10 protein-coding genes and 2 pseudogenes are annotated in these 13757 nt (G+C 34.7%); all 12 read right to left on the reverse strand.

Translation table 11 applies throughout. The annotated features are described in order from the left end of the window. Window positions 1-328: 328 nt before the first annotated feature. The 12 genes and pseudogenes from ACU52_RS13030 to ACU52_RS15855 all read right to left on the reverse strand — a co-directional run bounded on the left by ACU52_RS13030 (window position 329) and on the right by ACU52_RS15855 (window position 13751). The gene (locus ACU52_RS13030; protein ID WP_053399101.1) at window positions 329-1450 is read right to left on the reverse strand and encodes a glycosyltransferase family 4 protein; all 1122 of its coding nucleotides are present in this window, start codon (window positions 1448-1450) and stop codon (window positions 329-331) included. A 230-nt stretch (window positions 1451-1680) separates the two neighbouring features. After that, window positions 1681-2709: pseudogene (locus tag ACU52_RS13035) on the reverse strand (acyltransferase family protein). A 213-nt stretch (window positions 2710-2922) separates the two neighbouring features. Continuing rightward, on the reverse strand, window positions 2923-4125 hold the full coding sequence (locus ACU52_RS13045; RefSeq protein WP_053399104.1) for a radical SAM protein: 1203 nt from the start codon (window positions 4123-4125) through the stop codon (window positions 2923-2925). Between the two features lie 308 nt (window positions 4126-4433). After that, a complete protein-coding gene (locus ACU52_RS13050) occupies window positions 4434-5600 on the reverse strand; it encodes a glycosyltransferase (RefSeq protein ID WP_053399105.1) in 1167 nt (388 codons plus the stop codon). A gap of 44 nt (window positions 5601-5644) precedes the next feature. Then, entirely contained in the window at window positions 5645-6844 is a 1200-nt protein-coding gene (locus tag ACU52_RS13055; protein ID WP_082335294.1) for a glycosyltransferase family 4 protein, read from the reverse strand. 86 nt (window positions 6845-6930) lie between these two features. Further along, complete coding sequence (locus ACU52_RS13060; RefSeq protein ID WP_053399107.1) at window positions 6931-8103, reverse strand: polysaccharide pyruvyl transferase family protein; 1173 nt, start codon at window positions 8101-8103, stop codon at window positions 6931-6933. Beyond that, a pseudogene (locus ACU52_RS13065) lies at window positions 8096-9343 on the reverse strand (Coenzyme F420 hydrogenase/dehydrogenase, beta subunit C-terminal domain). Before ACU52_RS13065 ends, ACU52_RS13060 begins: the two are co-directional and overlap by 8 nt. Beyond that, window positions 9336-10412, reverse strand: coding sequence for a glycosyltransferase family 4 protein (locus ACU52_RS13070; RefSeq protein WP_053399108.1), 1077 nt, complete (start codon window positions 10410-10412; stop codon window positions 9336-9338). The pseudogene ACU52_RS13065 and the gene ACU52_RS13070 overlap by 8 nt, the downstream one beginning before the upstream one ends. A 21-nt stretch (window positions 10413-10433) precedes the next feature. Continuing rightward, window positions 10434-11168 carry a glycosyltransferase family 2 protein gene (locus ACU52_RS13075; protein WP_053399109.1) on the reverse strand — a complete coding sequence of 245 codons (735 nt, stop codon included), beginning with the start codon at window positions 11166-11168 and terminating at the stop codon, window positions 10434-10436. Continuing rightward, the gene (locus tag ACU52_RS13080) at window positions 11134-12378 is read right to left on the reverse strand and encodes a hypothetical protein (RefSeq protein ID WP_147630879.1); all 1245 of its coding nucleotides are present in this window, start codon (window positions 12376-12378) and stop codon (window positions 11134-11136) included. Before ACU52_RS13080 ends, ACU52_RS13075 begins: the two co-directional genes overlap by 35 nt. Window positions 12379-12403: 25 nt before the next feature. Next, window positions 12404-13027 (reverse strand): acyltransferase, encoded by a 624-nt coding sequence (locus ACU52_RS15850; protein WP_053399111.1) that lies wholly within the window; start codon window positions 13025-13027, stop codon window positions 12404-12406. 31 nt (window positions 13028-13058) lie between these two features. Next, the gene (locus tag ACU52_RS15855; RefSeq protein WP_053399112.1) at window positions 13059-13751 is read right to left on the reverse strand and encodes a CatB-related O-acetyltransferase; all 693 of its coding nucleotides are present in this window, start codon (window positions 13749-13751) and stop codon (window positions 13059-13061) included. Window positions 13752-13757 lie beyond the last annotated feature (6 nt).

Here is a 13757-nt window from a genome sequence, read left to right on the forward strand (position 1 = left end):
TGTGAAAAGTTAAAAGTGAAAAACGAAAAATCCAAATGTATTGTGGTTTCTACTTGTAAGCATTACGTTTGCAATTGGATTTTTCACTCTTCACTCTTAGTTCTTCACTTAAATATGCTCCTAGCCAACTTGTTGGCGATAACTCCTCTAACTACTTTAACTACCTAAAAACAAAATAGGAAGTAATCGGATTAAATAAATCCTTATATTCAATTCCGGCGGAGCGCAGATCCGCCGGCACAATAGCCTTGTTGGTTATTGTCGCAAGCACTACGTTAGCATTTGACTCTAACTCCTAGCTCACCTTAGTGAGCGATAACTCCTCTAACTACTTTAACTCCAAATTACAATATACCCCTCTTACCTCCTTCGCTATCTTGTCCCAGTCATACTTTGCCATGTCGTAGTCTATGTGCTGTGGCTCACGGCTTATCACCTCTTCCAGTTTCTTCGCCAGCTCGTCCACGTTGCCCACCGGGAAGTAGTCATCTTTGTCAAGGCCCACCTCCAGGTTTGCCGGTATGTCGCTCACTATCACCTTCACGCCGTAGCTCATGGCTTCAAGCAACGCTATCGGCAGGCCCTCATGACTCGACGGCAGACAGTAGCACATGCAGTTAGTCAGCAGCGAGTGCAGCTTACGGCCCTTCACAAATCCCGTCAGCACCACGCCGTTCTTCCTCGCCATCTCTTTCAGTCCCCTTGAGTAGTCGTCCTCAAAGTCCGTGTCACCAGCCAGCACCAGCTTTATGTCATCGTCGCCGCCGTCTTTACTTTTTAATTCTTCATTTTTAATTCTCCCGAACGCTTCCACCAGATGGTGCAGGTTCTTTTCCGGCACAAAGCGGCACATGCCCAATATGTAGCGTCCCTTCCTGATGCCCAGTTCCTCAAAATACTTTGGATAGTCGCATACCTCAGGTTCCGACACGCCATTATATATCAGATGCACGTTCTTTGTACGTCCGTATTTCTCCTTAATCAGGTTGCGTATCACGTCGCTGATCACAATTACGTCGTCAGCAAACATACACCCCATGCGCTCACCCAGCTTCAGCACCGCTTTGGCAGCCTTGCCCCATTTGTCCCTGTCATAGTCAGGACCATGATGCGTAAACACCACCTTCATGCCCAGCATCTTGGCGTATGGCACCAGCAGAGCCGGTCCTATGGCGTGTATGTGCAGTATGTCTGCTCCCAGTTTCTTCGCCTTGTTTATGGCTCTGTACGTATGTATAATGGCTTCAAACGACTTCTTTTTCGGTGTCTCAATGTCCACCAGCTTTACGCCTTTCCATTCTTTCAGGCCGTCGCTGACGTAGCTTTTACGCCTTATCACCGTTACGTCTTCGCCCATGGCTGCAATTCTCGGAAACAGTTCCTCACAGTGCGTCTCCACTCCGCCCATGACATTAGGTATGCCACGGGTACCGGTAACAACAATTTTCATAAAATTTTCCGGATTAAAAATAAATCATTACTTTTGCCTCGTCATAAGCAAAAGTCCATGTCAAAGTTTTTTCTCAATATAAAAGAATCAGCCCAACACACCGGCATAATTCTTCTTTCCTGCCTCTCTGCCCTTTGGCTGTTGATTAGGGGCAGAAGGATTAAATAAAGATATATGGTCTACATTGTTTACCATATATCTTTGTAAAAATTTTATTTATAAGTACTGATTTATTTGCTCTTAATAAATTTTGCTTCAACCTTATTCATCACATAATACTTCATTATGTGAGCAAAACAAATAACGCCGCATATGGTCAATATTGACGTAACAATATATAGAATATCATTCTGACTAATGTAATTTTCTAAATGCGCTTTTTCTATAACTCTATATATTATCATATGTGATAAATATATTTCCATACTGATATTACTGAGATATTTCAGAACCCGATTACTTAACAACTTTGTATTTGTTCCTATCGCAAATAATATCCATAGTGCAAACAGGCACAATTCTGCAATATATCCTAAATTGGCAGAAAATAGATGCTTAAATGCAAAATAACATATAGTGAGTAAAATAGTTACAATTGCACATAGAATATTATATCTTTTAGCAAATTCAACGATTCCATGTCTATACAGATAAATTAGTCCACCTGCTAAGAAATAAGGAGCACAAAATACAAAATTAGTTCTACCTATTTCACCAGTTACAAAATCTGCATTCATTGCTATGATAGTAAATGCTACTGATATACAAAAAGACAGCCATGCCCGTTTCTTAGTGTCAAGCATAAACACAAAGAACGGAAATAATAAATAAAACAAAAATACTATACCAAGAAACCAACCGACACCTATTACCGTGATATTATGTGCAGGCAAAAGTCCAAAACATAAAGTTAGATTTGCATATACCTGATAAAATGTTTCTACGCTTGGTTCAATCAAGAAATCTTACAAACATAAAAATGCGAAAAATGGCAATATTCTCAAATATCTTTTTTTGTAAAAAGAATTTGGTGAGATACTGCCTTCTTTTATTCTTTGATAATATCCACAACACATCGAAAATGCACTTACCAGCATAAATAACAATGTAAAATCTGTAAAAAATGGTATCAATGTTTGCGTACAATAGTTCTCAGATGGCTTTACAGATATATTTGCCAATATGTGCATCAATACTATTCCTATTGCTGCATATGCTCTTATTCCGTCTAAAGATGAGTAATGTTCCTTTGTATTCATGTTTTCTTATATATAGATCTTGCTTTATTGTCTAAATCTGTTTTTAATTACTTCTTATGGCGTCAAAAAGAGTTGGCATATTGTCCCAATGAACTTATGCTCCATCAGAACAATAGCCAACATATTATTTACGAAGAAAAAGAACTTATACGAATAATATTCACAATACAATTGAATTTTTCACTCTTCGTTCTTCACTCTTCACTTAAATTATTATCTGTCAAAGTTCAAGTCTCCCTGCTGCGGGTCTTGTCCTACTTCGCAGTATTTAAAGTCTAAGCAGGCAGGTTTGCCTTGCATTGAGCGTAGTTTGTTCTTCAAAGCCCACTTCAGCGGATACTTTATATATTTGTGCATCACAGGACTTGCCGTGCCAACCATCCAGCAGTTCTTCGGACATTTGCGCACCTTTGCGCGCACTCTGGCAGCCTGTTCGCTGTTCCATATAGTCATAAAGTCAGCATCGTGTATGTTACCCATGCTCCAGCTCTTCGGAGTGTCGCTTCCTGCCGGTTTCAGTTTGTCGTTCGACACGTTGTTTGGGTCAGCAGCCAGCTTCTCGTTATATTCTGCCACAGTCATGTCGTCGCCGTCCAGCTTCGTCTTGTTATCGGCGTTCTTGTCGTCCATTCTTGTCTCCAGTCCGTTACACGGCATCACCTCTCCCCACGGGTCAATAAAGAAGTTAGCCGTACCGGCCTCACATGGCAGCATGCGGCGGTTACCTTCAATATAGTTTATCAGTCCCATGTTAAACCATGCACGGAACCAGCTCTTCGGGCTCTTCTCCTTCAGCTGCCAGTCGATGAGTTTCCTGAAGTTTCCACACACCTCGTCATGGTTTGTAATCTTGTTATCCCCCTTATGGAAATAATAAGAATTGTGGAAAGCAGCAGTTGCAAACTCCAGTCCCATTGACAGAGAGAGCTGATATAGTTTGAGCATGTCTCCAGAGTTATAGTTGCTCACAGTACAACCAAAGCCAATATCCTTCAAACCCATACTCTGAAGAGTCTTTAATGTCTTGATAGCTTTATCAAAAGTTCCCTGACGGCCTCTAAGCTCATCATTCTTCTCTGCAAGTCCTTCAATAGATATGCGAATACCTATGTTAGGAAATTTCTTAGCCAAAGCTATTACCCTATCCTGAAACCATCCCGACGTAGATATCACAATGCGGTCAGTATGCTTATAACACTCTTCAACTATTTCATCCAGGTCTTCACGGATGAAAGGTTCACCACCTGTCAGGTTTATGAATTTTAATTTGGGAAGCGAACGAAGGTCAGAGGCTTTTAATTCCTCTTTCTTATCAGTAGGATTTTTCCAAATGTTACACATCACGCAACGCATCGGGCATCGATACGTCAGAATAATACTTGCGTCTGTAGGACGCGGCACATTCATGTTTGCCATAATCTTTTTACTTTATATTGTATTTAAATAAGATGCAGAATTATAAGACTATTTCTGTATTAGTATTTGTAGTTAAAGTAGTTAAAGAAGTTATCGCCAACAAGTTGGCTAGGAGCATATTTAAGTGAAGAACGAAGAGTGAAAAATCCATGTGCAAACGTAGTGCTTATAAGTAGAAGCCACAAGACTATTGGATTTTTAACCCCCAATTCCGGCGGAGCGCAGATCCGCCGGTACATTACTCTTGTGGATTCTTGTCGCAAGCACTACGTTGGCTATTGGATTCTTCACTCTTCGTTCTTCACTATTCACTTATATACCTCCATTATCCTCTCATAATAGCTTTCGCTGTTATATCTCTTTTGTGAAGTCAGGGCTATATCTTTATAGTCGAATGTATGTTGCCACATGGCTTCAATCTTGTTTGTCAAGTCATCCACGCTGCGGCTTTCAAAGGTCATGCCTGTTACGCCGTTTTCTATCAGTTCGGGTATTCCGCCTATACGTGCGCCCAGCACCGGCGTACCCAGACATTGCGCCTCAATCACCGACAGCGGGTTATTCTCATACCATTCTGACGGTATCACCGTGAAGCGCGCCTTACCCACAATGCCCTTTATCTCGTCCCACTGCTTATAGCCAAGGAACTCAACATTTGCTTTTAATTTTTCACTCTTAATTTTTAAATCTTCTTCAAGCGGTCCTCCTCCAATCACTTTCAGTTTATAGGGCAGGTTCTTTGCAGCCTCTATCAGCGTGTTCACGCCCTTTTCGTGGCTCAGTCGTCCCACGTAGCAGTAATAGTCTTCCTTGCCGTATTCGTCTTTCTTGCATTTGTCCACGTCAATAAAGTTGCACAGCGTCATCAGCTTCTTCTTGTCAAATCCGCCCTGTGCCATTTTATCTGCCATAAACTGACTGGGACATACAAACACATCCGTGCAGGCTTCCAGCCGCTCCCTGTTCCAGGTTACGGCCTCTTTATATCCTATCATCGATGCCAGTGCAGAGCCTTTCATGCACTTATACGTCTTGCAGTTACTCTTGTCGCCGTTGAAGCACAGCTCACATATATCGGTGCCGTTGCGCAGGCAGTCGTATCTGGGGCACAGCAGCTTATAGTCGTGCAGAGTCCATGCCACCTTTATTCCACGCTCATGCGCCAGTTCTGCCATCACGGGCGACAGCTGTGTGTGTATGTTGTTAAGATGCACCACGTCCGGCTTAAAGTCATCCAGCAGCCTGTTAAACTTCGTCTTCACCTCGTTAGAGCCGAACGGACGTGTAAACGCCATCAGCTTACTCATGTTCTGCGGAAAATATTTGCTCCATGGCGTACTTATATTTTCCGGATAGTCCATCGCAAACACTGCCACTTCATGTCCATGCTGCTTTAACAGCTGCTCTAAGTTGAGCATGTATATGCAATCACCGCCACGGCGGTAATAGAATTTATTGGAAAGTAAAATCTTCATTGCTAAATTTAAATCTGTTTAACAATTTGTATTTATCATCCTCTCTATACATTTTTTAATATATTTATATATATATCTTCAAAATGTTGAACTTTTATCCCCCACGTATATTTTTTTGCAGCCAATAACATATTTTTCCCTTTACGTCTAACTTCCTCTGGATGTTCTATACAATCCACCATGGAATTAACAAAAGATGTTATAAATTCCTCCTTTGTATTGCCATCAAAAGTCCAACCCAAATCTTTATTTAACAACAACCCGCTGCCAAAACGATTTATTGCTATTATAGGAATTCCATTTGACATTGCTTCCAATAACACAGAACCCGTTGTTTCACGTATACTTGGCATTAAAAAAACATCAGCTTTATCATACTCGTTTTTCATCTCCGTAAACGGTATACGCCCAACAAAAATAACATGTTCTTGAAGTTTTTTTGATCTATCCCATCTTTTTTTTAACTTTCGCATTTCTGGACCATCACCTATTATTCTAACTTCATACCGTTTGTCTTCTGGTATCTTTTCAATTGCATCAAACAGGAAGTCAAGACCTTTTCTGTAAATAAGTCTTCCTGCCATTAAAAATACACACTTTTTATTCAATGGTTTATCTTCATCATAGAAAATGTTATCTACAGCCATCTCTGTCTCAACATGACTACCATATCCCAGATAATATTTTGTTTCCTCATTTGCATAAATGAAATAATCGCAACGTTTTAATCTACCAGTAATATTAAACAAAAATCTATACCAGCGATTCATTATATCACGTAAAATTTCAATCGCATAATGTCCTTTCTTATAACATTTCAAACCATTTGGGACATATTCACCTCCACCTAGCGGACCACAAACATATTTTACATTCTTTATTCTTCCATAATCTCCAATAGCTCTGAATTCCATTGGAGTAAGCTGATGAACTATATCAATACTATATGTGTTACAAATATTATTTGCAACAGCTAAAGCCCTTTTATGCCATATATTCAGACGTCCAGAATAAAGAAAACCCTTAAACAATCTTTTATATAAATTAGGAATATCTACGTAATAAAAGCATATGTTGTCTATAGGATGTTGTTGTAAATAATGCTCTATGTCTTTTTTCTGTTCAACTTTTGTAATAACATGAACGGAATGTTTCTTTGACATTTCTACCGCTACATTCCATCCCACACGGTCTTCACTTCCAGCAACCGGACTGCAGGAATATGCTATGTATAAAATATTCATGAATGATAGTTTTAATTGATATTAACCCCAGAAAATACAATTGTAAAGATAAACATTATTAAGTCCAATAAAATAGCATAAATATATTATAGATTTAAACCTCTCTTTAAGAAGTCAAGAGATTGTTGTCTAAGTTCCCCAAGCGTTCTATCAACCTTAATATAATCTATATCTTGTGTAATTTGTGATAATGAATCAGACTTAAAAATACGATCCGATAATCCGAATATAGTAAGAAGACTATTAATTCTTGCATGTGTAGAACGTTTTTCTGTTGGCTGTTGACGATAATATGTTAAAAATTTCTTATGCATTAAAATACTAAAAACAGTACCGTGAAAAGAATCCGTACATACATAAGCTGCATTGTCTATAAGATTGACAAAATCTAAGGCATCTGCATTCCAAATTTGAATATCTCCAAAATTATTATCAACTTTAATATATTGATCTACATGCGGTAAAGAAACAATCTTCAGATTTAATTTCTTCGCAAGTTCTTTAATATCATTTCTTACATCCAAGCGTTCCCCTAAAACATAACATAATATATAGGGTTCTTTTATTTTAATTTTCGATTGACAAGTATATTTACGCCAATCATCTCTTGACAACAACATTGTTGGATCTGCGACTACATATGCTTTATTTTTAGAAAGGTTTTCAACCATTTCCTTTCCTCTTAATTCCCTTACACCTATCAGATTTAATCTATCTAAATACTTTTTTGTTCCTTCCTTTTGCCAAGGCAAGATATCAGATACTCCAAAACTACTTGCATAAGAGAAACGTGGAACGCTATCTGAAACAAATAAAAGATTATAGAATCTTGCATACAGACTTAATGGTCCCCAAACTTGGTCACTACCAACAAATATTACATCATAATTTTTTGAACCTTCATGTAAATCATGAAAACCATAATAAAAATCAGAAATATTATCAAAATACTTTTTCTTAAAAGCATTAACTACGTTGGTTCTTATTTTATTATTCTCAAAATAATCTTTATGTAATAACCGATCATATCTTTTCATATAATCATGAAAAAAGTTTTTTAGTGCACCACTCCTTATTAAGCCTGGTATTGTATTGATAAGTTCTTTTATACTTCTTTGTTTTACATATCTTATTATACGTAAATCATAATCTAGGTTTTCTATTACTTTGACAGTTGCAAAACCTTGCAGTGAAGTTCCATAATTATTATGGTTAGGGTGCATTATAATAACCCCACCAACTTTCTTCTTTTTATTCATTTTTTGTCTTTTTATTATATAAGTATTCAACTATAAACCACAAACGTTTATGACGACCTATATACCTCTGCACATTTGTTATAAATAATGATATATAATCTTTCATCTGTGGCTTTTCTAAAGCAACATCATATTCAGCTGATTTTCTAAATAAAAGTTTATCTGAATTCATCAAGGCCTTAGCTTTTCTCTTTTTGGGATAAAGCATTGCCTTTTGTGATTCATTCAAGGTATTTGCATCTAATTCATTCATATAAATGTATCCTTCCTTCGATGCTTCTTTAAACAAATCGTCAAAGTAAGGATTTCTTACAATCCATGAACTTATACCTATTTTATCTTCACTATATGGCTTTATATGAATGTCACCAAAACAGACATCAGCCAACTCTCCATAATGATCTATACATGTCAGACAGCGACGAGGTTAAAAAAAACTTCTCAATGCACCATAATATTTTATATATGGTATTTCTTGGTGTTGCTTTTCTTGATTTATCACCATGTTGCCTAAACAACCATTGTCACGATAAGCGAAATAAGAAATATTATTCTTATTCACATTATACTTTTTAAATAGAAAGTCCTGAGCATTATAAGTCCTGTTTGATGAGCAATATATCGAGAAGTACCCTATAACCTTTTCACGAAACGGCCTATCTATTTTTGCTCTTTTTCTGAAACCTTGGATATGGCATGGCAGTCCGACTATTACGTATTTTCCATCAGATTTTTTAATTTCATTTCCAAGTTTATTCAATGCGACCGGACAATATTTAGAACCTTTGGCTTTTAACACTTCATCCTTGGTCCTAGCTATATAAGACACAGGTGTGATATTATCCTCAGAAAAGCCCGTAACTACAGCGCCGTCTATTATTTTCTTTTCCAATAAATATATCAGGAACTGACTAACAAGCCCCCCTGAAGCACTATGATAACGAATATCTTTATCAAGGCTATATCCTGTATATAATGAATAATAACGGCCGATGTATTTATCCTCTTTACAAGAGCCGAATTGTTCTTTAGACATAGCTGACAAGTTTATTCCTATACCTGGACAAACTTTTAAGCAACGTCCACATTTATCACCTAAACATGTTTCCTCATTAAGAATGGGTTGAAGTAATCCGTTTACACGTGTTATCTCTATTGACTTTGTTGGACATACATCTTCACATACACCGCAACCAGTACATAAACAATTATCAACCGTATATTTAATGTTATTAGCCATTTAATATTTTGTTATAAAATTCGATATACTTTATAGCCGTATTTTTAATACTATATTGTTCAATTTGTAATTTTCTTTTACTTAATATCTCATCATGAGATTCTGTATTCGACAACGCTTTATATATACAATCAATAAAAGACTTTGCATGAAAATCCTTTGGTATATAAACATTGTATACATTTGATATATTTATATGTTGGACTATTGGAGAAAGGACACACGGAATACCATTGAAATAAGCTTCTAAGACAGCTATGGGTAAACCCTCAAATTTAGAACAACTTAAAAATAAATCTGCAGAATTTTCAATAGCAGAAACATCAGAACGTAAACCTAAACAATGGATATTCTTATACGACTCAAATTCATCTGTATTTATATAACCTGCTCCATAACTTCCTCCACATATACAAAAATGAATAGATTGATCTTTTATTTCATCTGCAATTTCTTTCAAAAAAGAATAATTTTTTTGAGGTCTCATAGAACCAACAAGAACAACTATTTTATCACTATTGTTTAAATTTAATTCTTTTCTTAAATCATGAAGATTGTTTGTACGTACAATTTTATCATTTATACCATTACTAATTGTTGTCGCTTCTGTACATGTTTGTTGCTTTAAATTATATGCAGCATTTGAACAAAAAATTAGTGGCTTTTTACCACATAAAAATTTTGCGCTAAACGGCCATACTTCAGGTGCATTATGTATTGTTATAATTTGTTTTATATTTTTCCCCATTACACTTAAAGCACCATACACATGACTCATTTCGCCATGGGTGTTAACTATATCTGGATTAATTTTACCAACTATACTACGACATTTTATAATTGTCTTTATTAACGAAAATTTATTGCTTTTTAATTTATTCAGTCTTATAACAGTGATACTATTTTGGGATAATAATTGCTCTAAATGATTACAATACTCATAATCATATTTCTCAATTACAATTAATAAAACCTTATTATTCTTTGATGCCTGTTCAGGTAGTAACGATAATAGAAAATTTTGAATTCCTCCCCCTCGCAAGCAATTTGTAATATGTACAATCTTCATATGTAACTATTTAAGATGGACTTATTTTAATATTCTTCTAAGATAATGTTTAAGTAGAAACCTATACTTAAATATTATTTTAGAAAAAGTAGAGGCATTACTACAAACTTTACAAACTTCATTTATATGATTAATATAATTGCGCTGTGTTGCGCCATCATCTCCCTGCATAACAGCAACAATAGTATCTACTTGTTTAAAAGCTATATTATCTCTATAATACAGATTATATAACTGATTATAATCTGCCGTAAGTTTATATTTATCACTAAATAAATTTTCTTTTGCCAAATCTGTTCTAACAAAACATGCTTGATGACTGAATCCCATACCTTTTACAGATTTTGTATTCCTATAAAATGGTGTTAAATCAATTAATTCCAACTGATTATTTGAACAAGACATAAATCTGCCATGTATAACTCCAAATTCACTCAAATCTTCTTTAGCAAAAATATCTGATAAAACATTATTTTGATAAAAATAATCTCCAGCATTCATAAAAATCACCCAATCACCAGAAGCCATTTTTATACCTTTGTTCATAGCATCAAAAATTCCCTTATCAGGCTCGCTTATCCATTTTGTTATTTGATGCGAATAACTTTTTATAACATCTATAGTTCTGTCAGTACTTGCCCCATCTATTATCAAATATTCAATATTATCATAATCCTGATTTATACAACTAAGGATTGTAGTTTCCAAAATATCACCACAATTATATGTTACAGTTATAATGCTTATTTTTTCCATGCCTAATTATGTTTACACCTTTTTTATTACCTAATATCAAAAATGGAAACGATAAATATAATATATATCCATTATAAGCTTCCGCAGAGCCTAAAATAACAATGAATAAGAGAGAAAATATTGCTTCACGCCTCGAATAAAATCTATTAAATGCCTTAAATGTTAAATACAACCATAATATAAAAAGAGGAATTCCGTAAGAAGCCATAGCTGATGATGTCCCACTACCGGAGCCATAACGTCCTTTATTATCTATTGTTCTTAAAATAAATGGATGATCCGCATATCTAATCTGGAGATTATCAGTATTACCTATAATTGGAGATTTTTCTATATAATATATATCAAGTAATGTTGTTGAAAATCTATTTGCTGACTGCAAAGACTCGTTGCTTTCCCAATCTGCAGCCAATTCAAGCTGATCATTTACCTTTTCTCTTAAAAAATCAAATTTAATATATGAAAAATATGCAATAATTCCAAAACCAAATATAGCCAATATTGTTTTAAGATTAAAATGACTTCTTAAATAATATAATAATATCAACAAGCCTAAGGCCAAATATCCCTGTGAAGATAATGTAGAAAATAATGCAAGTAATAAAATTACACATTTCTTTTTATATTCTCTCCACAAAATATCCAACTGATTAAAAAACATTAAGCCTACCATTAACAAATATCCTGCAAATGCTCCCGGTTCCCAAAATGGGCCACAATTTCGATGATCGGCAATTTCATTTATTCGCATATTAAAAATAAAAACTCCTTTATAGTATGGCTTTTCTAAAAATGACAAAGATGGAACATATCCAGTTAAAACCATTATTGAATAAAATAATAAACTAATGCCTGCAATAACAGTCATTATATTCATATATGCATATTTAAATCTATAGTTTAGTTTATCAATCACATAAAAGCCAGCAAGCATTAAAAGAGGTCGATCAATGATACATTTTGATGAATAATATTTATATTCTATATAATGCATAATACCAATTATCCAATACCCTATAATCAAGGTTAATAATGGCTTTATCTCTTGATTATTTTTTCTTTTTACAAGATATATAATACACATACTCGATAGAAAATATGACTTAGCCGGTATAATATCTCCTGAAGTAAAACCACACATAACAATTAAAAGGAATACTATAAAATATTCAAATTTTGTTATCCTTAATGAATTCATATTATCTAACATAACACTATAATATGTATTAATAATCTTAATTTGTTTTCTTAATAAACTTCGCTGGATTTCCACCCCAAACTTCATTAGCAGGTACATCACTAACGACCACACTACCTGCTGCAATCATTGCATGATCACCGATAGTTACACCTTTACAAATAATAGAACGGGCACCAATAAACACAACATCACCAATCTTTATTGGAGCATTTCTATGATTTTCAATATCTTTTCGTCTATCTAATCTATCTCGCCAATCAGTAGAATGAAAATTAGAATCCATTATCATACAGCCGGCACCTATATTCACGTGATTACCTATAATAATTTCTTCATGGCATTGTATTATTGTATTGGTCATACCAGAATGCTCTCCAATAATTAATTTAGCACCTTTTTGTACTGCGATTTTACAACCATTGCCACAATCAATACCACCATTAACACCTGAATTTGCAATAAAATAATCGCCTATAGTAATATCACTTCCCTTATTTATATCTAAAAATGTACGCCCCCAAAAACGACATTTAGAAGGATTAAATTTAACTTTAGAATTCAGCAACTCACATATTGTTATTTTTTCATTTAATCGTCTGTTAATGCCATGTATCTTTTTCTTGCAAAAAGATATGAACAATACTATTTTTTTTAACATAATAATTCTGTTACATGTTATTATAATACTACTATAAAATATTTTTATTTACTATCTTGTTATATCTATAATATTCCTTAAGCAAATCAATATTTGTCATCAATTTCCAATTTTCTTTTATCCATTCAATATTATTGTCCCACCATCTTGTTTTTAATAGAAATTGTATTGTTTGTTCATCAAACCGATAACCAATTATCTTTGCAGGGACGCCACCAACTATCGCATATGGAGGCACATCTTTTGTAACTACAGCTCCAGCCAACACCATAGCACCATCACCAATCTTCACGCCTTCTATAATTTTCACATCATGACCAATCCAACAATCAGAACCAACAACTACTAAATAGCCAGGTTCAGCATATTTAAATTCATCATAAAGTTGAGTATCAGTATATGTATTACCATTTTGCTTTAACAAAGAAAAAAACATTGGGCTTGTTGTCGCAAAGGGATATTTATAAGGATGTTTACCCAAAATAACACAACACTTACCAGCGATAGATGTAAAGCGTCCTATTTTTCCAATAAAAAATCCATCAGAACCTATATATGTTCCATAACCCATATACCCTTCAAAATATGTATTACTACATACTTTATTTGCTCCTTCAAAATTTGAAATTTTATGAATCCGAGAATTTCTATTAAATAGGACCTTACCTTTCCATTTATGTTTCAAATGGATATAATTAAATATGTTCTTTATCTTTCCCAACATTATTTC

Origin of the sequence: Xylanibacter rarus, from assembly GCF_001275135.1 — a bacterium.
GTDB classification, from domain to species: domain Bacteria; phylum Bacteroidota; class Bacteroidia; order Bacteroidales; family Bacteroidaceae; genus Prevotella; species Prevotella rara.